Source organism: Marinoscillum sp. (assembly GCF_965229915.1).
Classification (GTDB): Bacteria; Bacteroidota; Bacteroidia; order Cytophagales; family Cyclobacteriaceae; genus Marinoscillum.
The window spans coordinates 1,177,913-1,201,176 of sequence record NZ_CBDDJZ010000001.1; the positions used below are offsets into that span (position 1 = coordinate 1,177,913).

The window sequence follows — 23,264 nt, forward strand, 5'->3', positions numbered from 1 at the left end:
AAATAGATGACTCCCCAGGCTAATATGGCTTGGGGATTTTTTTATTTTGTTGGTTGTTTCTCTAGTAAACCACCACGCTGCATGTACTTAATATTTGATACCGAGACCACTGGATTACCAAGAAATCAAAATGCACCACTAACCGATTTTGATAACTGGCCCAGACTCGTCCAGATAGCATGGCAGCTACATGGTCCTGAAGGGCAATTGCTCTCGCAGGGCAATCATATCATCAAGCCTGATGGTTTCACCATTCCCTTCAACTCTCAGAAAGTTCATGGAATCTCTACCGAGCGAGCCCTTGAGGTTGGAAAAGACCTAAAAGAGGTTCTGGACATCTTTTCTGAAGATGTCAAAAAAGCGCAGGTGCTGGTTGGTCACAACATCGAGTTCGACAACAAAATCATCGGTGCAGAGTACCTGCGCATGGAGCAGGAAAACTTACTGGAAGGCTACCCAAATGTAGATACCGGAGTAGATACAGCTGAGTTTTGCAACATTCGTCTTGGTAATGGCAAACTCAAAATGCCCAAGCTCATCGAACTTTATGAGAAGCTCTTTGGTAAGCCATTTGATGATGCTCACGATGCGGCGTATGATGTGGATGCCACTGCTCAGGCTTTCATGGAATGTCTGCGTAGGAAAATCATCCCCACACACGATGATACCGACCCAACCAAAATCACCTACGAGGCACCCGACCTGGAGGCTGCCAACTTTGCCTGGGCACGGGAAAAGTCGGATGGTAAACTAACTGACACAGAAGTATCTGTAGAGGACATCAAAGGACCGTTTTGTCACCTGCATGTACACTCTCAATTTTCTGTACTTCAGGCTACTCCCAATGTGGAATCCATCGTTGCCAAGGCGAAGGAACTGGAAATGCCCGCTGTGGCCATGACCGATCTGGGCAACATGTTTGGCGCCTTCAAGTTCGTTCGTGCAGCTCTGGCAGAAGGCATCAAACCCATTGTAGGTTGCGAGTTTTTTGTAGCTGAAGACCGAAAGAGATTACAGTTTACCAAAGATGATCCTGATCGGCGATTCCAGCAAGTCCTTCTTGCCAAGAACAAAAAGGGATACGAAAACCTCATCAAGCTCTGCTCCCTTGGCTATATCGAAGGCTTATATGGATTGTATCCGCGTATCGACAAAGCCCTCATTGAGCAACACAAGGAAGGCGTCATAGCAACAAGTGGCGGACTGGCTGGAGAAATCCCCAACTTGATTTTGAATGTGGGTGAGCACCAGGCAGAAGAAGCATTGCAATGGTGGCTGGATCTATTTGGTGATGACTTCTACCTTGAAATCAATCGCCACGATCTGGATGAAGAAAATCACTTGAATGAAGTACTGATTGGTTTTGCTAGAAAATACAATGTGAAGGTCATTGCTGCCAATGAGCTATTCTACCTGGATGAGGAAGAGTCTAAGGCACACGATGTATTGATTTGCATCAAAGAAAACGAAAAGCAAAGCACACCTATTGGTAGAGGTCGCGGCTTTAGACCTGGACTGAAAAACTCCAAATACTACTTCAAGAGTCAGCAGGAAATGAAATCGGCCTTTACGGACCTTCCGGAGGCGATCGAGAACATTTCTGAACTGATAGATAAGGTAGAGGAATACAAACTGGAACGTGATGTACTCCTACCGAAGTTTGAGATTCCCGAAGAGTTCAAGGATCCTCAGGATGATGAAGATGGTGGTAAGCGAGGGGAGAACGCCTATTTGCGTCACCTGACATATGAAGGTGCCAAAAAGCGCTACGAAGAAATCACCGAGGAGATTCGGGAGCGACTAGACTTTGAGTTGGCCACTATCGAGAATACCGGCTATCCAGGTTATTTCTTGATTGTGCAGGACTTCACCAGCAAGGCTCGGGAAATGGGTGTTTCTGTCGGTCCGGGTCGGGGATCAGCAGCAGGCTCTGCCGTGGCCTATTGCATCGGGATCACCAACGTAGACCCTATCGCTTATGATCTTCTATTTGAGCGTTTCCTGAATCCAGACAGGGTATCACTTCCCGATATTGATATTGATTTTGACAATGAAGGTCGAGAACGCGTCATCAAATACGTGGTGGATAAATATGGCGCTACTCAGGTAGCACAAATCATCACCTATGGTACAATGGCACCCAAATCAGCCATTCGTGATGCAGGTCGCGTGATGGAACTTCCGTTACCTGACACAGATGCGATTGCTAAGTTGGTGCCCGAAAAGCCTGGTGCCAAATTCTCCAAAATCTGGGGTGAAGTACCGGATCTGGAGCGCATGCGCCACGGCAAAGACTTGCCTTCTCAGGTACTAAACCAGGCCGTGGTATTGGAAGGTTCGCTTCGAAATACCGGTGTACATGCCTGTGGGGTCATTATCACTCCGGATGATTTGACCAAGTTCGTACCACTTGCAAGAGCCAAGGACTCTGACCTGCTGGTCACCCAGTTTGACAATAGCGTGGTAGAGTCTGCCGGAATGCTGAAAATGGACTTTTTGGGTCTGAAAACCCTCTCCATCATCAAGACAGCCATCGAGAATGTCAAAAAGCGACATGGCATAGAAATAGATATAGATCAGGTACCTCTGGACGATAAGAAAACCTACGAACTGTACCAAAAGGGTGAAACAAATGGAACCTTTCAGTTTGAGTCTCCTGGTATGCAGAAGCACTTGCGTGCACTGAAACCAGATAAACTGGAAGACCTGATTGCCATGAACGCCCTGTATCGTCCGGGACCGATGGAGTACATTCCAGAGTTTATTAATCGTAAGCATGGAAAATCGGAGATCCAGTACGATGTACCCGATATGGAGGAATTCCTGGCTGAAACCTACGGAATTACAGTCTATCAGGAGCAAGTGATGCTTCTCTCCCAGAAGCTTGCCGGATTCACCAAAGGTGAGGCGGATGTGTTGCGTAAAGCAATGGGTAAGAAACAGCGAGCTGTGCTGGATAAGATGAAGCCCAAGTTCGTAGAGCAGGCTAAAGAAAAAGGGCATCCAGAGGAGAAACTAGAAAAGATTTGGAAAGACTGGGAAGCCTTCGCCGCCTACGCGTTCAACAAATCCCATAGTACCTGCTACTCTGTGGTAGCTTACCATACTGGATACCTGAAAGCCAACTATCCGGCTGAATACATGGCGTCTGTGCTTACTCATAACCAGAGCAACATCGAGAAGGTGAGCTTCTTTATGGAAGAGTGCAAGAGTGCGGGCATCAAGGTATTGGGACCACACGTCAATGAATCAGGGCTCAACTTCGAGGTTAATGCTGAAGGAGAAATTCGATTTGGATTAGGAGCAATCAAAGGTACAGGCGAATCAGCAGTACTTGCCATCATTGAAGAGCGCGATAAGAATGGTCCCTTCAATGACATTTTTGACTTTGCTTCACGAGTAAACCTACGTGCTGTTAACAAGAAATCTTTTGAAAGCCTGGCTAAGGCAGGTGGTTTTGACTGCTTTGATGAGTTCCATAGAAGGCAATACGTGGAATCTGATGACGAAGGAGCATCCTTAATCGAGAAAGCCATACGCTATGCCAACAAGATGCAGCAAGAAGAAGACAGTGCTCAGGCATCTCTATTTGGCGGTGGTGGTGGCGACCAGGCAGTGGTTATGCGTCCCAGAGTGGTACCTATTGAACCTTACGGAGAAATTGAAAAGTTGAACATTGAGCGTGAAATGGTGGGGCTCTACATCACTGGCCACCCGTTGGATGAATACAAGTTTGAGATGAACTACCTCACCAACTGCACCCTCACAGATCTGAAAGACCTGGAAGCGATCAAAGGACGCGAACTTCGCTTTGGAGGAGTGGTAAGCAGTGTAGCTCATCGAACGACTAAGAAAGGGAAACCATTCGGACAGTTTACGCTGGAAGATTTCAATGACAACTATTCTTTCTTCCTTTTTGGACAGGATTACATCAACTTCAAACCGCTATTGGAAACGGGTTGGTTCTTGTATATCGTAGGCATGGTACAAACCCGCTGGAATGGCGTAGATCTGGAGCTGAAAATCAACCAGATGGAACCTCTGGGCGAAATCCGCGATAAAATGGCCAAAGGTGTGGAACTCCAAATGCATCTGGCAGATGTCAATCAACTCCTTGTAAACGAACTGGAAGGGTATGCTCAGAAATACCCAGGCAGCTGCCAATTTAAAGTAAGCGTGATGGGTGTCTACGAAGACCGACCGATTAATCTGGAGATGTCCAGTCGAAAAATGACTGTGGCGCTAAACGATGAGTTGCTGAAGGAATTGGATAAGCTAGAGGAGATCAAGTACCGTGTGATTACGGCTTAGGTGGTTAGGCTATAAGCTAATAGGTTTTAGGTTTTGGGTTTTAGGTTTTAAAGTTCTGGGTTTTGGTTGTAGGTTCTAGGTTTTGGGTTCCAATTTTTAGGCTTTAAGTTTTGAAATTTTGGGTTCTGCGTTTTGGATATTCGGTGTTGAGCTTGATGATAAGTTATCCTTATACGTCGATTACCCAGGCTTATCGAATAACCATATTAAATGTCTGATTGACAACAATTGACGAGTTTATCAACCTTCACATCAACAAAAAATCTATCTTTGCCGTTATCTCAATGACTGAAAAATAAACCGATATTAGAAATGGCTAAACCATTAGAATTAACTGATCAGAACTTCGAAGAAGTAATCAACACAGATAAACCAGTACTGGTAGATTTTTGGGCTGAGTGGTGCGGACCATGTAAAATGATCGGCCCGGTAGTAGAAGAACTAGCAGCAGACTATGACGGCAAAGCTGTCATCGGTAAGGTGGATGTTGATTCCAACCCAGAAGTTTCTGCAAAATTTGGCATCCGATCTATCCCTACTCTATTGGTATTTAAAAATGGAGAGGTAGTAGATAAACAAATTGGTGCAGTTCCAAAGACAGCACTTAGTGAAAAAATAGATAAGCAATTGGCTTAATTTTTTTGAATGTTAAAGAATTGAAAATCCCAGTCGAAAGGTTGGGATTTTTTTATTCATACCACTTCCACTTTCTGGTTTTTGGTGGCTGCATCAAAAAACTTCGTGAAACTCACCTTTTGACCAGTCTCATCCGACACGTAGAAGTATTCCTTGCCTTCCAGCTCCACGGTGCAAACGCCAAGATCATAGCGCAAAGCCTTCACCTTACCACCGACCGTTATCGGCATTCCATTGATATCCAGGATCTGCCTGGGACCATCTTCGACTTTCTTCTTCTTGAATAATCCAAACATCGGCGGCAAATATAACTCATGGTGATTCAGACTAAACTCCTTTTCGATGAACCGGAAAATTTCCTGATTATTGGTAGTATATTGTAACTAAACCCACTTTAACATGCAACACCACATCCAATCCATCCGCACATTTATTGGCGCCAAAAACTTTGAAGAATCTCGCCAGTTTTATCTGGCTTTTGGATTTAAAGAAGTGCCTCTGGGCAAGATGTCTTTCTTAGGCACGGAAGGGTTCGGCTTCTATTTGCAGGATTATTATGTCAAAGACTGGGTGAACAACTCCATGATCTTCCTGGAGGTAAAAGACACCTATGCTCATCGGGAAGCAGTATTGAAACTCAACCTAACCGAGCGATTTCCTACGGTGAGAATCTCAGAGGTCGTGGAGAATGACTGGGGCAAAGAATACTTCGTACACGATCCTTCCACAGTGCTCTGGCATATTGGGGAGTTTAAGGAATAGTTAAGCCGATCCAATCTTCAGGAACGAACTGATAGCTGCTCTTTGGACTGCCAGACACCAAACTATGCGCTACGCAATCATTGGCTTGACTCGGTTGACCGAGAATATTTTCTGGATCAGATGCCAACATGATTCCATTGGCTATTTTCAAGGTAGAACCAGAAAATTGACTCTTGTCAAGGATAAACTCCACCTCTCCCTTTTCACCCATCTCCATCGTATTGGCAAGCCATCCATTCTCCCGAAAGTAGTTCTCTCTCAGCTTGATGGTCTCCAGATCCATAGCGGTTTCTCTCATGGAAAAGACAAATGAGTCATTTGTCACCCAGCGATCTCCCTCGCGAGCATAACTGATCTTACCGAGTGCTGCAGATGCATGGAACACGTCTACCTGGTCTCCCTGGCAGATACAAATGCTTGCCACATACATCTCCTCCGCTTTTACATACACTTTGAGGAACCACTCAGAAATTTCAACTCTGAGAGAACTTATATCGTCAGTGTAAATCTCCTTAGATGTTTCTAGTTCTACTGGTGAAATCTGTCCATCAATAAAACCAATCACATTTTGTGACCAACACGAATTTGCAAACAAAGCGAAGAAAAAAATTAACAGAATGCGCATACTAACTGATACAATTCTGAAAACCATTTCCCGTATTTCGCACCATAAAGTTTTCTGCTAGCATCTATGTATGGGTCTTGAGAACTCCTTTCTCTTATTGCATTTCAGAAACCTACTTTCTTTTTAATACTGCCCGATATCTAAAATAACAAAGGCACCCATTTGCTAACGGGTACCTTTGCTCATGTGTATCATTACTAGATCAAAAAGCCCTCACCATCACCAGAGAGGTGGAGAATGAACCATCCACACCCAGCACCTTCACGTAAAAGATACCTTTGTACGGAAGACTCACATTATATTCACTTTCTCCAGATGGGACATTTACTTCTTCAGTGCTTATTTCATTTCCAAAGAAATCATACATCACCACATGTACCACTAGTTCATCACTAAAATCAAATGTGAGCGTCTGAGTAGCACTCCATGGATTGTTGGTAGCAGAGCAGGTTCTTCTGACTAGATTGTCGCATGTGCCTAGTGTCCATCCCTTATTTTGAAAATGATCTACAAAGTGTTGGTCAACACACAATGTAACCCGACCATTACACATCTGTACACCTGATCGTGCCCATCTGCCTCTACCCTTTTCACAGCTCACATCGTCGATGATCACTTGCGCAGAAGTAGTGATCACCTGACCAGAAGCATCAGAAACAGTCAAAGTCACTACCGTATCCGGATAATCGGGAGTTACTTCGAGTGTGGCCTCAGATGAGCCATCATTCCAGCTATAGGTGTAAGGTTCCAGACCTCCAGAAACTACCGCACTAACGTTAGCAACACGCTCATTGTACCCTTTTATTAAGTTAATATCTTCCAGCTCCTCCACTACCAAAGGCTGCACCAAATCAAACAAGTTGAATCTGGAAACAACAGGTAAGTGATCTGAAGTGGTATTCGCGTAGTTATTGACCAAATTGAAAGGAATGAATGTGTACACAGAGTTCTCAATGTATGGGTCAAAAAGCTCATCGGTGATGGTAATATGATCAATCATGTTGTCAGAAAAGACGTAAGACCTAAATCCAGCATTACTTAATACTTCTGTTACCGGATCATAAGCTGCAGTGTCCAAGACAAACTCTTCGTATGGTGTAGCTCCGCCACCTATTGAAACATCCACATCGTCGTTGTAATCTCCAAGCACAACTACCCTGTCGCTAGCGTAGTAAGTGTCCAGTGTATCTTTTAGTGCCTGAGCGTCATAGAGCTTGCGAGCAACATCTGACGATCCTCCCCCCGATTTAGCATGGATATTAACCAACTTCACAGTGGTAGTGATTCCTTGAATAGTCACCTCTGCAGTCACCATGTATGGAAGACGACCACTCGCCCAAAAAGACGAAGCACTACCTGTTGGGTAATCACTCATATCGTTAGTCACACCAGTACGAGCATCGTTGTAGAACTGCTCAAACAATACCTGCTCATCAGTGATGGTCACTGTGTTGGTATTGTAAATAAAGCAAAGCTTCTGAGCCGGGAAGTTTGGATCCGGACTGAACGAGTAGGAGTAAACATCTGAACAAACTCTTGCATAAGTACCCAACGAATCTATCAGAGCATCCAGCAGATCTATTTCAGACACCTCCTGCACAGCTATAATGTCCGCATCCAATGCTGTGATTACTGATATGGCATTTTCTAACTGAAGTGCCACATCGGATGGACCATAGTTTGGTAGCATTGTGCCGAAAAACTCCATGTTCCATGTTACTATCTCCAATGTACTATCCTGAGAAATGGCAGACCCACCAGGGGAGTAATTGTAAGCACCAGGTACATCTGCCTCAAATCTTGGCAAAAGCTGCAGCTGACCATTGTAGCTACCTACGATACCGGTCACGGTAGTTACTCCTTGTGGTTGTTTGCCTACCAGGCTTTCTACCTCTGCGTCTATGCGCAATTCAGTACTGCCAGAGCCATCAGAGATGCCATAATTAGAACCAGGGTAAAACAACCCACCATCAGCAAAAGTGACGTTGGTAATGGTAACCAACTCACCTTCATGAGCACTTAGCTCACTAATGGTCAAGGTGTCTGCCACAACTGAATTACCAGATGAGATGGAGTCGAGGCTCGTCAGGTTAGTTACCTGCAGCATCTGACCGAATTCGCCCAAGATTCCTTGAATCTGAATTTCATCTCCTATCTGGAATGCTCCAGTTCCATGTACCGACACATCATAGATACCGATACCACCAGTACTATCCTGAATGTAAGCAGGACCAGCAAACTGATCTGTGGCTGTTAGAATACCAGATATGATGACTGAATCTCCCAGATTTTTTGCTCTTGCTTCCGCAATGGTGATGAGTACCAGGGAGTCTGATCCTGGTCCTGGATCTACACCTCCATATCCAAATGCCTGACCAGTATTGATCGACCCGAATGTTTCCGCGATGGCCTCAGACCAGGAGAAATCTGTATAAGCAAATCCACTACCGATGAGTTGCAATGAATAACCTGCAGGTGTGGAGCCTGTTTCTGCTACCCCAATATCCTCTGAAGTCATACCAGCGGCAGGTCCGTCTACTGCTACAAATGTACCTTCATAGCTTAAAAACTGAACTACTGTATCCTCTGCATTGATTAAAGCGACCCCATCAGGAGCTCCGTTTTGGATTCCTGAGATCGAAAAGAACAACGTACCAAAACCGTTTTGCTGATCAGGAATAACTCCAGACAGGGAGGTGGTGTTGTAAGATCCTCCACCATTGCCATTGTACAATACCAACGACCAACCTGCCAGATCAAGCCCTGCTGTGCCGGCTATCTCCACTGCCTCACCAGTATCGCTGCTAGCATTATCATAGTGAAGCTCATTGATGAACGCGATCTCAGCAGCAGGCACGAAGGTCTGACCGTCATTCACTGCATCGTATGTACTCGTAACATCTGCAGCCCATGTAAAGTCTGCATATGTGCTACCAGTCCCTTGCAACTGCAATGAAAAACCAATTGCGGTACTACCGCCCTCTTCTACTACAATGTCCTCTGAGGTGAGTCCATCTGCTGCTCCTCCTACTGCCACAAACGAACCCTCATAGCTCAAAAACTGGATCACCTCATTTTCTGGAGATACTAGAGCAATACCATCAGGACTTCCATTTTGTAATCCAGAAATCGAAAAGAACCTGGTACCAAATCCACTTTGCTGGTCTGCAAGTACTCCATTAAGTGGGATGGTGTTATAAACAGCGCCTCCATTGCCATTGTAAAGCACCAAAGAGTAACCTGATAGATCAGCTCCGGCTGTTCCAGCTACTTCTATGCCTTCGTTCACATCTGTACTGGCATTGTCATAATGTATCTCGTTGACCCAAAGGTCTACCAAACCTGGAGTGACTATGGTAGTATCTCCATCATTTCCAGTTGTATCTGTAGGATTGCCGATCACCTGATCCACATTGAGGGCATCGAATGTATTTGCACTTTCTACCCAGATAAAATCTTCGAAATAATAACCTGTACCTGTCAACTGCAGCGAGTTGCCAACCGGCGTGGAGCTCGTCTCAGCTATGCCGATATCGGTACTTTCCAGACCTGCTGCCGGACCATCCACTGCTACTAGAGTGCCTTCGTAGCTGATGAATTGTACAACTGTATCTAACGGATTAACCAGTGCTATTCCATCAGGCGATCCATTCTGAATTCCAGCAATGGCAAACGAAATGAAACCATAACCACCTGATTCATTTGTGAATACACCTGAAAGACTTACCGTATTGTAAACTGAACCATTGCTACCATTGTATAGCACTAATTCCCAACCAGCAAGATCAATGCCTTCGGTACCGGCTAGCTCTAGAGCTTCACCAGTATCAGTGCCATCATTATCATAGTGAATCTCGTTGATAAAGACCACGTCCTCCGTGACGGCACCTACAAAATCCTGCCCGCCGTTTACCTGATCATAGGAAGCTGTATCAGCCGCAGCCCAGGCAAAGTCTGTATAGTCAGTACCAGAGCCACTGAGCTGAAGCGAGTATCCCACCGGAGTAGAACTAGCTTCGCTTACCGCGATATCTACACTGGACATTCCATCAGCCGGTCCGCCTAGTGCGGTGAAAGTACCTTCATAGCTCAAAAACTGGACAACAGTAGTATCTACAACCAGAGCGATACCATCAGGCGCTCCATTTTGAACTCCTGTGATGGAAAAGAAAGCCGTTCCGAAACCATTTTCCTGATCAGCCAGTGCACCACTTAACGACACAGTGTTGTAAACACTTCCATTGCTCCCATTGTATAATACAAGAGTGTAAGCTGACAAGTCAGTGCCGGCTGGTCCGGCTACTTCGATACCTTCGCCAGTATCTGCGCCATCATTGTCATAGTGAATTTCATTGATAAAGATCGATTGTGCCTGAGAAGAGTACACACCGATCCCAAAGCTGCAGAGAACTGCAGCCAACATGATAAGTTTTTTCATTTTGTGAGTGTGAGTTTAGTTCAGGAGCAAAATTGGCATACAAATCTTTTACACACTATGCATTGTAATTTATCGTTCTGTGAAGTTTGGCGATATCCCATCTAGTTGGTGATATTTGAGTGGATGAAGCAATGGGAATTTAAGACCTTCGTATTTGTACCCAGCAGTCAAAAGAAATTCAAATACCAGGCTTGCCTGGTTTGGTGTTATCACCAAACCGATTTGTCCAGCACTGATGTATACAAGTGATAGATGAGCTAATAAGCAGGTCATGTTTGTTGGTCATAAGTCCAACAAAGGCAAGGGGACTTTTAGTGTTTCGCATGTGGCATGCGGAAGGACAAGTTTTAAAACTTGAGGATTTAAACATCCGCGTTGCAAACGCGGATAATGGGGGCTATGGATTTTGATAAAAAGATCAACAAAACCAGAGTTGAAGTGAATACTTCCATGGTTCCTTAGACTTTGGCCTTTATTTCAGTTGGCCCAGGTTTCAGATCTATATTGAGATGTTGGTTAATAATCGGAATTAGAGGCTCAAGAGTCAGATAAGCGTTATCGTCAGCGTTCAGGACAAAAACAGCAATGGGATATTTGGTGAAGTTTTGTTGATATTGAAGGTTTCTGTCAAATGTTAAGAGGACCTCAAAATCCTGTTCCAACATAAGTTTTAGAAGTTCTCCATTCTTCTTACTATTCCAGCCCATGTCATGGACTGTAAAAATTTCATGTTCAGGAAAATCAAGCTTAATTCTTTTAGGAAGATTTTCGTCAATTAGCAGCTTCATAGAGTTCATCTAACTGTGCAGAATTGACTATTTTATTAGCAATTTCAAGTACACCAACTACCTGTTCTTTTGTCACACTCGGGAAATCATCCAAAAAACTTTCAATTGTAATCCCCTTCTCCAAATGCCAGAAAAGGGATTGTACTGGTACCCGAGTTCCCGAGAAAACAGGTTGACCATTTTGTATTTCAGGGTCAACAGATATGTATATTCCAACAATACTCATATATCAAAGATACGCAATTGAGGTGGTAAATGATGCGAACGGCGAATAATGAAGTCTCCTGCGCCTAGCAAGGCGGAGTTCAAAAAAGACCACCCTAGTCCTCGTTTGCAACGAGGACTTTTAGTGTTTCGCATGTGCCATGCGGAAGGACAAGTTAAAAACTTGAGAATTTAATCATCCGCGTTACAACGTGGATGAGAAAGAGCCATCAACACCCGCCAATCCAGAGTAATAACCATCATCAATCAATCTTTTAGACTGATGTATGGATTGGGATTTCCATGGTGAATGTGTCTCAATGGTGTCACTCCCTCGACTTGGCTTCAAGAAATTCATTGACATCTAACCAGTGAACAAAAGCATCAAACCAACGATTGCTCGTTCGATTGGGATTTCCTAATCCAAAGCCGTGACCTCCGTTTTGGTAAAGATGAAACTCTACAGGTATACCAGCTTTGTACCAAGAATCTATCACACCAAACTGACCTCTGAAGAGAAAATCGTCCGTGGCTATAACATTAAACATAGGTGGAGCATCCTTAGGTACTTCCACCTGCCCCATACCTCCATAAATAGGTCCAATGAAGGCCAGTTTCATAGTTTCCGAATTTAGGGTTGAATGCATCGTCAGACCGGCACCTGCAGAAAAACCGATCATGCCGATTCTGTCGGTATCAACACCCCATTCTCCTGCACGGTCCAAGATCATCGCATATGCTGCTTCAGCATCCTCTAGCTGATTGGAAAGATCCCATTGTGGTGGAGCTGGCGCTGCAACTTCCTCTCCCTCCTTTGAAGCATCAGCCGTAGGTGGGATGCGGGGACGATTCATCCATGCTTTGAAGTCCTCGAGTGATTCTGGCGTAGGATGTAGTCTGTACTTTAGCACAAACGCCGCAATACCTTGAGCTTTTAATGCTTCAGCGACTTCCCACCCTTCATTACCAAGTGAAAGCCATCGAAAACCACCACCCGGTGCCACAATCACTGCCGCACCGTTTGCCTTTCCAGGTTCAGGGATGAAGGGTGTCAATGTTGCAGTTGTTATGTTTCGAGCCATCGGATCTCCCCATTGTCTGAACCAGCTCTCTGAAGCCGGCTGATCATCCACACCTCCCGTACCAAGAAGAATGGCATTGGGTTCATCTGGAGCTTCCAGTGGGTAAATAGTCCCATCTTGGGCCATTGTGGAATGAACAAAGATCAGAAAGAACAGTAAAAAGGATGCCTTTGTCAGAAAGTTAGCTTTGCAACACATATTAAAAGAGGTTCTAAATTCAGTAATTCATAATAGTGTTTTTCTCACACTTATTAATGATATTTTGGTGATAATATGCCTGAATTGAAGAAAAACTTGCCCATTTGCTACACAATCCTCAACGATTGAATGAGCTGATCTTTGAATTCATACTGATAGCTCAATACCAGTGGACTGCCAGGAAAAGTACCTGAGATCTCGGCATGGAGGATTTGTTCACTCTCCGAATAGGCAATCGGTTTCATTGTCACCTGGTACGTCTTGTTGGCTTTATCAATCCAATTTTTGATTTCCTCTTTACCCTGATAGTTCTTACCCTCGTCAAAAACCACTGCTGTGTCGGTAAAACAATTGGCGTATGCTGTGCTGTCAAAGTTATCTTGTGCTTTGACTAACTCTAAGATTACTTTTGGTAAATTCATTGCTTTCTGTTTTTATGGTTATTAAATAGTAGGGATGGTACCTCCATCAATTACAAATGCAGTTCCTGTCAGGTAATTGGCTCTTGGCGAAACCAAAAATCCAATCAACTCTGCAACTTCCTTCGGTTGTGCTGGTCTGCCCATAGGAATGCCACCCAATGCATCCATCACACTTTGCGCAGCTTGTTCTTTAGTAGTGTTTGAGCTTTCGGCAAGACGCTCCATCATTCGTTCTGATGAGGAGGTCATGATCCATCCTGGTGAGACCGTAAGTACCCTCACACCTTTTGAAGAAACTTCATTGGACAACCCTTTGCTATAGTTCAACAACCCTGCCTTGGCCGCAGCGTAGGGCAAGGTAGATTCATAAAGAGGTAACTTGGCTTGAATTGACGCAATGTGAATAACCACTCCACTGTTTTGTTCAATCATCTTTGGCAAAAAACCTCTATCCAAACGAACAGAAGCAAACAAGTTGGTTTGAAAGGATTCCTCCCAGTCTTCATCGCTCAAAGCCGAAAAGCCACCACCTTTCGTTTCAGAACCGCCCAGGTTATTAACCAAAATATCCAAAGTGCCATATTTGGTCAACACCTCATTCACAACTTTATCGGTTCCACGGGAAGTACTTAAGTCTGATGCGATGAAATGAAACCCCTCTTGGTCAATGACAGGAGCATTTCTGGCCGTTACAATTACCGTAGCACCAGCCTGTGCCAGACGCTCGGCGATGGCTTTTCCAGTTCCTTTTGTGCCCCCGGTTACCAGGGCCACCTTCCCTGATAGCTCATGATCAAAATTGAATACTTGTTCCATAAACCGATTTGTTTAGGGCAAATTTCTAGCTTATGTATAGTTCTCACAAGTACGGAAATACGATTCAGATAGGGAGTAATTATTCCCCTATTGCACTTTTTGGAACATGGTTCTATTTTTATATTATGTATGAACGAAAGACATTACCCAACCTGAATTGTGGTTTGGATCTGATCGGTGAGGTGTTGTATGGTAAATGGAAAATGCGTTTGCTGTGGTTTATCAATGACGGACACTTAAGGCCAAGCGAACTGCAACGAAAAATACCCGATGCTACCCGGCGTGTGCTGAATATTCAACTCAAGGAACTTGAAGAGCACGAGTTGATAACTAAAAAAATCTATGCAGTAGTGCCGCCCAAAGTAGAATACCGATTAACAGAGTTTGGCAAGACGTTGATCCCAATCATTGCCACATTGGGGGACTGGGGCGATGCACATGAAGACCGTTTGCGGAGGGTTATTTTAGGGCGTTTGAAACCGGAAGGTTGACGGATCAGCGAGTGGGGGTGATTACCGTCAAGGGTGATTGACACCAAATTATGCGTTAACGCATAATTTGGATTTAAGGAGTTTTTGTTTAAAAAAAATCCATTACATCAAGTCTTGGGCCACCTGGAGAGATCATGCCTAATTTATCCAACTCACCCCTGCTAACCACATCTTACCCTTCCAGAATTGCAATCAAAATAACCAGAAGCATCACACTCCCGAAAATGACCCAAAACCGATTGAGGTTTCTTCGAGTAGCAGGGATATGATCATCGGTAAGCTGTCTATTAGGATAGATAATAGCTACGCACATCGATCCTATATAACCAACGCCAAGACCAGTAACTATGCTGACGACCAAGGAGAAAATTATATTCCTGGTGACACTATAACCGAAGACCAACAAAGTGATCAATGTAACACCGAACCATATTATGTTTTGCTTATATCTCAGCATAGTTCGGACTGAGTGTTTTAGCTCACTGCCTTCCCAGCCTTCTCCAACAAGGCTTTGGTAGCTTTGATTCCTTCTGGCTCTGATAGTCCGCCTCCTTCATATTCAATATCGATATAACCAGTGAAGCCAGAATCTTTGACAATCTGCAACATCTTCACAAAATCTGTATTGACTTCATTGCCTTCTGCGTCAAATTCGTGTGTTTTGCCGCTAACTCCTTTTGCATAAGGCATTAGCTCTTTCACACCCTGATACTTGTCATATTCCTCTTTGCAATCACCATGATGTCCTTCGATGCAGAAGTTTCCAAAGTCGGGCAACGTGCCGCAGTATTTACTTCCTACTCCTTCAATCACGCTCGCCAACCATTCTCCATTGGAGGAATACCCACCATGATTTTCTACGATCACGCTGATTCCGGACTGTGAGGAATAGGATACCAATTGTCCTAACCCGTCAATCGCTGCAGCTTTCACCTCCTCAGCGGTTCCGTTTCCTGCAGCGTTTACCCGAATGGAGTGGCAACCTAATATCTGTGCAGCATCCACCCAGCCGTAGTGATTTTCCACTGCTTGTTTTCTAGCTTCTTCGTCGGTATCTCCCAGGTTCCCTTCTCGATCGCACATGATCAGCAAACTCTTCACTCCTTGCTCATCACACTGCTTCCGCAGGTCATACCAAAACTGCTTGTCATTTTTCTTGGAGAAGTAGAATACATTCACATACTCCACAGCAGTAATGCCATAGTCTCTTTTAGCAATGGTCGGAAAATCAACTGGTTTCAATTCGCCTCTGAGTACATTGTCAGGACTCTCAGCCCACAGTTTCCCGAAATTGTCCCACGAACTAATCGCATCTCCAAAAAACGATCTGTGAAGTGACCACTGTGCCAGTGAAATATTAAAAAACAACTCAGTTGCTGCGCTTGCCGCTGCATTGGAATCACTCTCAGTATCAGAGGTCTTCTGGCTGGATGATGAGCAGGCAGATAACAATGGGTTCACGCCAAGTAGACTCAGTGCCGCTCCGCTTACACCTAGAGTTTTGAGGGTTTTTCTTCTGGAATTTTTCATAATGGATCATTTAAAAAATTAGGTAGTTCATGTCTATTATTCGTTGATGGCCTCTAATTGAAACCGAAATTGATTGATATACAATTGATCAGCCGTTTCGAAGATGAAATACAGATCGTGCTGTCCTTGCACATCACTTAGAGCCATCACCATTGGCTGGGCTGCCTCATAGCTTACAGCACTCTGCGCTTCACCTTTGGAGTTATCCAACACTAAGGTGATCGAACCATTCGCTTTTGACCATCCTTCTATAGATATACTGGACACGTTGGTCAAATCAATGTCTTCAAAGATAATCATTGCGTGATCTGCATTCTTTCTTGCCTGCCGGTCATCTCCATCTTCTATTGCGCCATCTATTGCAAACCCAACCAACGCATCGGCAAGTTCTGCCTGCCGTACTGGCTGTGTAAGGGTTACTTCATGTTTAGCTTCCAGGACGAGATTACCTCCCCGGTCGGTATATTTCGCTTCTATTCTCACCTTCGTTTGACGATCGCTTGGAGCCATTAATGATCCGCTGACCTCTATTGGTTGACTTTCTGCAGCCGGAGGATCATTGACAGTAAAGATGTATTTGACGATCTCTCTGGCTGCTTTCATACTAAAGTTCGGGTGCGCGATCATCATACCGTCACCCCACACGCCTGACCCGCCATTGATGATTTTTTTAGCCAGAATATCCATTTGGATGTAATCCGTATCATATCGATCAGCTATCTGCTTGAAGCTAGGCCCAATCGATTTTTCATCTAACTTATGACAGCTCTTGCAGTCACTAGACTGAATCAGCTGTAACCCAGGAGAGAGTCCATCAGCATCCAGTTCACCCAGCTGAGCGAGACTGGCAGCAGCTCGGTTGTCACTACCATCATAGATGGTCGCATTGACTGATACGTTCCCTGGGTTGATTCCATCGCCCAGTATTCCATCCTCTGCATCCGCAACGTTCACAGCATAGTGAATCGGTTGGCCAGGTAGATAAAAACTGGAGTTCGAAGGAAAGCGGATAGATACTTCAGGCGCAGTATTTCCAGCGGTCATGGTCTTTTTATATGTGGCCTTGGCACCATGTGGGTCCGTTACGATTAACTCCACCTCATATCTACCCGCCTGGTCAAAAGAATACTCCACCAATGAACCCGAATGCATCTCGTCCCCTATACTCCATTGATAGTCCAACGGTTCACGATCTGGGTCTGATGAGTTCTGCGCATCAAATGTCACTTTCAGGGGTAATGACCCATTGGTAACCGAGGACTCAAAAAGCGCCACAGGTGGTCTGTTGCCATTCACAAACTCCAGTCTGATCAATTTGGAATCGTGGTTATCTGTAAAGTAACCAATGCCATATTCCAGCACGTAGAGTGAGCCATCAGGACCAAATTCCATGGCAATGGGAGAAGCCAATACGGTTTGATCCAACAGCGGTTCTATGGATTGAAAATTACCTTGTTCATCCTGACTGATGACCTTAATCCAGTCTCTGGCCCAATCAAAAGCAAATAGCTTGTTGTGGTAATACTCCGGAAATTCATATCCATGCTTTCTCGTCTCCCGATAGTTGTATACTTCTCCTGCTCCGGTGGATCTGGACCCCTTTCCTACTCCAGGAAACTCAGGTGTCTCATCATAGGAATAATAGACCATGGCGGGAACAGCCGGCGGCAAATCAACAGCTCCGGTATTGTTGACCGAAGTGTTTTGTGGATGTTTGGGATCAAATCTGGGCCCCAGCTCTCCCGTCTCAAAATTATAATCAGCATATGCCAGGTTGTTGGCATTGAAGTAGGGCCATCCATAGTTTCCAGGACGTGCAGCAAAGTTGATCTCATCATGAGCAGTAGGGCCACGCTCAGAGGTTACGTTACCATCGGGTCCTACATCTCCCCAGTACAGCCAGTCTTTGTCCAGGTTATAAGCCATGGTAAATGGATTGCGTGCACCCATCACATAGATTTCGGGAAGACCTTCAGATCCGTCTTTGGCAAACAGGTTACCATCTGGAATGGTGTAACTACCATCTTTTTCCGGGTGAATTCGAAGGATCTTACCTCTTCGATCGTTGGTGTTGGAAGACGATTTTTGCGAATCGAAAGCCGATCTGCCAGGTCGCTCATCCAGCGGAGTAAAGCCATCTGAAGCCCTTGAAAAGGTATTGTCCCCAGTGCTGATGTACAGATTGCCGGCCCGGTCAAAAGCCAGGTCTCCAGCGGAGTGACAGCACTCCTCTCGCTGGGTGGGGATCTCAATGATCACCTGTTCTGTGCACAGGTGAAGACTGTCAGGGGTCAACACGAACCTTGACACATGTTGCTTTGGTTCATCACCTGGTGGTGAGTAAAAAATATAAGCCCATTGATTTTCGGCAAACTTAGGATCGAGTGCAATACCCAGTAATCCGTCTTCCTCTCCAGTGTACACCTCCATCTGCGTGATTAATTTTTCTTGATCGGTGCCTGGGTTATAGGTGTGAATCTGTCCTTTACGCTCTATCCAGTAAACCAGGGAATTATCAGTTACGACCAGGTCCATGGGTTCTGCCAATGGCGCTACCAGTACCTCCCTTACCAATCGATCCAGGCCTGGAGCCGCAGCTGATTTGACTTTAGCATAATCCAACTGAGCCTTTGGCAGGGGCTCATCAGCACAGGCTATCCGCACTTGTTGGTTAGTAAAATACTCCTGAATCTGTCCCCAGTTATATACGGTATCCCTACAACTGAATGTCACCAGACCCCCTGCTTCTAAATAGCGCTCTACATAACTGCGCTCCTTAAAACCAAGAGCTGTCTCGGGTACCTTGATCAACAAATGGCCTGCACTTTTTAGATGCTCTTCACGGATATCATCTACCACCAGCACTGAGTCAAATGACTCATCCAGCACACCCTCGCTACCACGAACCACCAGGTTGGAACCCGTCTGCGTGCATGAAACCAGCCATAATAAGAGCAGCACTACTGCCCCATTCGAAATACTTCTAATCATTAGCTCAATCGATTCATTAACTCTACCATTGCCCGGCCATTGTGGTACGGACCTTTCCATGGACCCGCCTTATCTTCCTGATAATCAATATCTCCATGTTTGTTTACTTTCCAGTGCCATTCACCATCTTTATCCATGAGGTAGGTTCTGATAAACTTCCAGACTTCTTTCATTTTCAAAAGAAAAAATTCATCACCAGTTATCTGCCATGCGTTGACCAGTCCTACCAGGGCCTCAGCCTGAGGCCACCAGTGCTTGTCCTCGTCCAGTGTACCATCAGCATGTGCCTCATACATCAATCCGCCATCGGTATCTTGCCCTTCCATTCCTGCCTTCACCATGGCAAGAGCTATTGGTTTAATTCGAGCGAGCAAGTCGTCATCTCCGACTAACTCGGTCGCTTCGTAGAGCAGCCAACTTCCCTCTATATCATGACCGAAAGAAACCTCACTCGATAGCAATGCCCAACTCTCATCAAAGAACAACTCAAAGTGTCCATTTTCATTTACCAGTTTGTCTACCATCAACTCAATCAGGCTTATTAATTGCTTCCTGAGGCCCTCGTCTGGCCAAACACGAAACAGGTTGGTGTATGCCTCCAACACATGCAAATGGGTGTTCATGGTCTTGGCAGCATTCATGTCTTTGTCACTAAGACGTACATCCCGTAGTGGCTGCCATTCTTTATTCAGCGCCTCCAGGTAACCTGTATGAAGTGGATCATACGTGTGCTCTTCCACCAAACTATAAATGCGCTTGGCATGATCAAGAGCTCTTTTGTATTCGTTGATTTTATGGTACTCTGACAAAGCGTAAATGGCAAAAGCCTGAGCGTACGTCTGTTTCTTATCCACTGTCACATTTCCCTGCCTGTCCAGCATCCAATAAACGCCACCGTTTTTGCTATCAATAAACCGGGAAGTCACGTACTCATAAGCTCGATCGGCCATCATTTTGTGCTTGGGATTGCCTGTCACCTGGTAGGCGGCAGCATATGTCCAAAGAATTCTGGTGTTGAGAATAACACCTTTATCCGCATCTTCATGGAGTTTTCCAAGTCCATCCATGCGTCCGTAAAATCCGCCAATCGGGTCCACCATCTTGCGTGACCAAAAGCCAAGGATATTTTCACTGAGCACCCCCTGGCATTCTCTTACAAAACTCAGGTGTGGGTTTACATCGGGTTTTATTGATTTCGCCATTCTATTCGTACTAATTAATGGCCGGGTATGGTGAGAAATAATTCATCATCTAAGGTCGAGAGTTATGCTATCAATCTGAAACCGAATTTACACCATCTAAATCACTTTTCACTTTCCGCATAAAAGCTTCATCCAACTTGTAAAACCGCATGAACCCAAAAGAAAAAAGGGCTCCAACACCCGCTATCACACTGATCATCAATCGAATACCTAAAAGAGCCTCCTCTGATTGCTCTACATTTGGCTCAAAGCCAAACCCAGCAAGCAACCAACCTGAGATGGCTCCACCCAGAGTCCAGCCAAATTTTTGAGACATGGAAGAAGATGAAAACACTAATCCAGTCGCCCTGCGGCCGGTTTTCCACTCAGAGAAGTCTGCTATATCGGCATACATGGACCAGCCCAGGGGTAAGATGATCCCTGCTGTAATCCCAATCAATACATTCATACCGAAAATCAATATAATCTGGTCTGCGGAAATCAGAAAAAACAAGAAGCTCAACCCAGCTGAAATCAATGCCGCCCAGCTAAAAGTAGTCTTCTTCCCAAAACGAGCTGCAATAGGCTTGGCCAAAAGCACACCCAGGATATTGGTACCTAACCATATGGACATATAGGCCGAAGAAAGAGCCGTGGAGGACAATTCATAAGTACTGCCAAACAGCTCAACTACCTGGTCCTTTACATAGTACTTAAAGTAGAATAGTATGGAACCATCGCGCAGTGAGTTGAAAATTAAAATGAAAATATTGGCTCCCAACATGATGAACCAGGGCGCATTTTTAGCCAGATCTTTCAGATCATCTTGAAGCGAGTTTTTCTCTTCCTTCGGTGGTGCCAGTCGCTCTCTGGTTCCGGCAAAGGTCAGTATGAACAACACCGCTGCAACAACGGCATACACCCCAATCGTCATTTGATAGCCGGTGGCTTGATCGCCTCCCTGACTGAAATATTGGACAAGCGAATTAGCGGTGGCCGTGACAAACAAACCTCCAGAAAAGGCCCCAATAAACCTCCAGGATGCCAGAGATGTCCGCTCCACACTATCACCGGTCATCACGGCCATTAATGAACCATAAGGCACATTTACGGCGGTGTAGGCCATCATCATCAAAGTGTAAGTGATGTAGGCATAAATCAACTTGCCATCTGCAGTCAGGTCCGGAGTGGTAAACGTAAGCACTCCAATAATCCCAAAAGGAACTGCCCCGAATAACAAAAAAGGACGAAACTTTCCCCATCGTGTTTTGGTGCGATCTGAAATGATTCCCATCATGGGATCGTTCAGTGCATCCCAAACCCGTGTGACCAAAAACATCGTACCCACGGCTGCTGCCGAAATACCAAACACATCCGTATAGAAAAACAATAGAAACATGGAAAAGAGCTTCCAAAACATAGACGATGCAAAATCGCCAAATCCATACGAAATCTTTTCTTTTATACTAAGGGTAGAAGTGCTCATGAAGTGGGATTTAGTTTAACCCATTGGCCTTGAGGAAAGCCAAGTTGCGGTCTATTAACTGGTTTCTGATTTGGACGCTCGCATAAGATCGCAAGCCATCTTCTGGTGTGTTTTTGCAATAGTCTATCAGCTTGCCTACTGTTGAAGTAGCCACATGCATGCGCGTATCCGAGGATGCGTAGTAGATGTATACATCACCATTGTCTTTAGCTATCCAGCCGTTGGTAAACAATACATTGGATACATCCCCAACTCGCTCTTCACCTTGAGGTCCCATGAAATGACCAGCCGGTCGGTGAATCACTTTTGTGGGATTATCTAAAGCAGTCATGAATAGGTACAGCGTGTAGCGCAAGCCTGCAGCAGTATTCCTCACGCCATGTGCCAGGTGCAACCAACCGTCATCGGTCTTGATCGGAGCAGGTCCAAGTCCATTCTTTACTTCTTTGATGGTGTGGTAGACCTTCGGGTCAATGATTTGCTCATGGGTAACCACGGCTCTTTCCATAGACTCTACTAAAGCCCAGCCAATTCCGCCCCCTTTTCCCGCATCTATGAAGCCATCTTGCGGACGGGTATACAAAGCATACTTCCCATCCACAAACTCTGGATGTAATACCACGTTTCGCTGCTGGCTGCCACCAGAGTCCAAATCCGGCAAACGCTCCCACTCCACCAGATCCTTCGTTCTGGCAATGCCACATTTAGCTGTAGCTGCTGACTGGTCTGACTCAGGAGCTGTGTGATCTCTTCTCTCAGTACAGAACAAACCGTAAATCCACCCATCTTCATGACGCGTCAAACGCATGTCGTAAACATTCGTGTCCGGCTCGTCCGTTTCAGGAAGGGTGATCGGGTGATCCCAGAACCGGAAGTTATCAATCCCATTATCGCTTTCTGCCACCGCAAAAAAGGACTTGCGATCGTAACCTTCTGCTCGGACCACCAAACAAAACTTCCCGTTGAATTCTATAGCTCCAGCATTGAAAGTCGCATTCATGCCCTGGCGCTCCATCAGGTATGGGTTCGTCTTAGGATTCAAATCATATCTCCAGATAATCGGAGTATGCTTGTCGGTAAGAATTGGGTTTTTATAACGCTGATAAACCCCTGTAGTATCAGCTATTGGTTCGTTCTTCTGATTCAAGAATTGCTCGTGCTCGGACAGCAATGTTTTGATTTTTAGAAGGTGTTGTTCTTTCACTTGATTCTTATTCGTTAACATTCAAGTGAGAAGTTGAGCTAAAATTACGAACCTTCTAAATAGATAATCATTTTAGCCCTTTATTTTGACGAATTGATA

At 45.0% G+C, this 23,264-nt stretch carries 18 protein-coding genes; 4 read left to right on the forward strand and 14 right to left on the reverse strand.

What is annotated here, in order from left to right:
• Positions 1-81: 81 nt before the first annotated feature.
• Both dnaE and trxA read left to right on the forward strand, forming a co-directional pair.
• Positions 82-4,311 (forward strand): DNA polymerase III subunit alpha, encoded by a 4,230-nt coding sequence (gene dnaE / locus ACO067_RS05095; RefSeq protein ID WP_421871479.1) that lies wholly within the window; start codon positions 82-84, stop codon positions 4,309-4,311.
• A 312-nt stretch (positions 4,312-4,623) separates the two neighbouring features.
• Positions 4,624-4,947: a thioredoxin gene (gene trxA, locus ACO067_RS05100; protein ID WP_258101426.1), complete on the forward strand. Its 324-nt coding sequence runs from the start codon at positions 4,624-4,626 to the stop codon at positions 4,945-4,947.
• Between the two features lie 56 nt (positions 4,948-5,003).
• On the opposite strand, the gene ACO067_RS05105 is transcribed toward trxA, so the two are convergent.
• Positions 5,004-5,243 (reverse strand): hypothetical protein, encoded by a 240-nt coding sequence (locus ACO067_RS05105; protein WP_421871481.1) that lies wholly within the window; start codon positions 5,241-5,243, stop codon positions 5,004-5,006.
• Between the two features lie 103 nt (positions 5,244-5,346).
• On the opposite strand from ACO067_RS05105, the gene ACO067_RS05110 reads away from it, so the two are divergent.
• Complete coding sequence (locus ACO067_RS05110; protein ID WP_421871483.1) at positions 5,347-5,709, forward strand: glyoxalase; 363 nt, start codon at positions 5,347-5,349, stop codon at positions 5,707-5,709.
• Here the strand turns inward: ACO067_RS05110 and ACO067_RS05115 are convergent.
• The 8 genes from ACO067_RS05115 to ACO067_RS05150 all read right to left on the reverse strand — a co-directional run bounded on the left by ACO067_RS05115 (position 5,699) and on the right by ACO067_RS05150 (position 14,282).
• Positions 5,699-6,334 carry a hypothetical protein gene (locus ACO067_RS05115; protein ID WP_421871486.1) on the reverse strand — a complete coding sequence of 212 codons (636 nt, stop codon included), beginning with the start codon at positions 6,332-6,334 and terminating at the stop codon, positions 5,699-5,701. The genes ACO067_RS05110 and ACO067_RS05115 overlap by 11 nt on opposite strands.
• Before the next feature lie 202 nt (positions 6,335-6,536).
• On the reverse strand, positions 6,537-10,772 hold the full coding sequence (locus ACO067_RS05120; RefSeq protein WP_421871488.1) for a DUF5689 domain-containing protein: 4,236 nt from the start codon (positions 10,770-10,772) through the stop codon (positions 6,537-6,539).
• A 69-nt stretch (positions 10,773-10,841) separates the two neighbouring features.
• The gene (locus ACO067_RS05125; RefSeq protein WP_421871489.1) at positions 10,842-11,045 is read right to left on the reverse strand and encodes a hypothetical protein; all 204 of its coding nucleotides are present in this window, start codon (positions 11,043-11,045) and stop codon (positions 10,842-10,844) included.
• A 185-nt stretch (positions 11,046-11,230) separates the two neighbouring features.
• Entirely contained in the window at positions 11,231-11,560 is a 330-nt protein-coding gene (locus tag ACO067_RS05130; protein WP_421871491.1) for a DUF5615 family PIN-like protein, read from the reverse strand.
• Positions 11,544-11,786 carry a DUF433 domain-containing protein gene (locus ACO067_RS05135; RefSeq protein ID WP_421871493.1) on the reverse strand — a complete coding sequence of 81 codons (243 nt, stop codon included), beginning with the start codon at positions 11,784-11,786 and terminating at the stop codon, positions 11,544-11,546. The genes ACO067_RS05130 and ACO067_RS05135 overlap by 17 nt, the downstream gene beginning before the upstream one ends.
• 304 nt (positions 11,787-12,090) lie before the next feature.
• Complete coding sequence (locus tag ACO067_RS05140) at positions 12,091-12,972, reverse strand: alpha/beta hydrolase (RefSeq protein WP_421878272.1); 882 nt, start codon at positions 12,970-12,972, stop codon at positions 12,091-12,093.
• A gap of 179 nt (positions 12,973-13,151) precedes the next feature.
• Positions 13,152-13,466 carry a nuclear transport factor 2 family protein gene (locus tag ACO067_RS05145; protein WP_421871495.1) on the reverse strand — a complete coding sequence of 105 codons (315 nt, stop codon included), beginning with the start codon at positions 13,464-13,466 and terminating at the stop codon, positions 13,152-13,154.
• A 21-nt stretch (positions 13,467-13,487) separates the two neighbouring features.
• Positions 13,488-14,282 carry an SDR family oxidoreductase gene (locus ACO067_RS05150; RefSeq protein ID WP_421871497.1) on the reverse strand — a complete coding sequence of 265 codons (795 nt, stop codon included), beginning with the start codon at positions 14,280-14,282 and terminating at the stop codon, positions 13,488-13,490.
• Positions 14,283-14,314: 32 nt separating this feature from the next.
• On the opposite strand from ACO067_RS05150, the gene ACO067_RS05155 reads away from it, so the two are divergent.
• Positions 14,315-14,773: a winged helix-turn-helix transcriptional regulator gene (locus tag ACO067_RS05155; RefSeq protein WP_421871499.1), complete on the forward strand. Its 459-nt coding sequence runs from the start codon at positions 14,315-14,317 to the stop codon at positions 14,771-14,773.
• Between the two features lie 474 nt (positions 14,774-15,247).
• Here ACO067_RS05155 and ACO067_RS05160 read toward each other — a convergent pair whose 3' ends face one another.
• The 5 genes from ACO067_RS05160 to ACO067_RS05180 form a co-directional block, all read right to left on the reverse strand.
• Positions 15,248-16,303: a sugar phosphate isomerase/epimerase family protein gene (locus ACO067_RS05160; RefSeq protein ID WP_421871502.1), complete on the reverse strand. Its 1,056-nt coding sequence runs from the start codon at positions 16,301-16,303 to the stop codon at positions 15,248-15,250.
• 36 nt (positions 16,304-16,339) lie between these two features.
• A complete protein-coding gene (locus tag ACO067_RS05165; RefSeq protein ID WP_421871504.1) occupies positions 16,340-19,354 on the reverse strand; it encodes a PQQ-dependent sugar dehydrogenase in 3,015 nt (1,004 codons plus the stop codon).
• Entirely contained in the window at positions 19,294-20,496 is a 1,203-nt protein-coding gene (locus ACO067_RS05170) for an AGE family epimerase/isomerase (RefSeq protein ID WP_421871506.1), read from the reverse strand. Before ACO067_RS05170 ends, ACO067_RS05165 begins: the two co-directional genes overlap by 61 nt.
• A gap of 70 nt (positions 20,497-20,566) precedes the next feature.
• Positions 20,567-21,961, reverse strand: coding sequence for an MFS transporter (locus tag ACO067_RS05175; RefSeq protein WP_421871508.1), 1,395 nt, complete (start codon positions 21,959-21,961; stop codon positions 20,567-20,569).
• Between the two features lie 10 nt (positions 21,962-21,971).
• Positions 21,972-23,186, reverse strand: coding sequence for a glycosidase (locus ACO067_RS05180; RefSeq protein WP_421871510.1), 1,215 nt, complete (start codon positions 23,184-23,186; stop codon positions 21,972-21,974).
• Positions 23,187-23,264 lie beyond the last annotated feature (78 nt).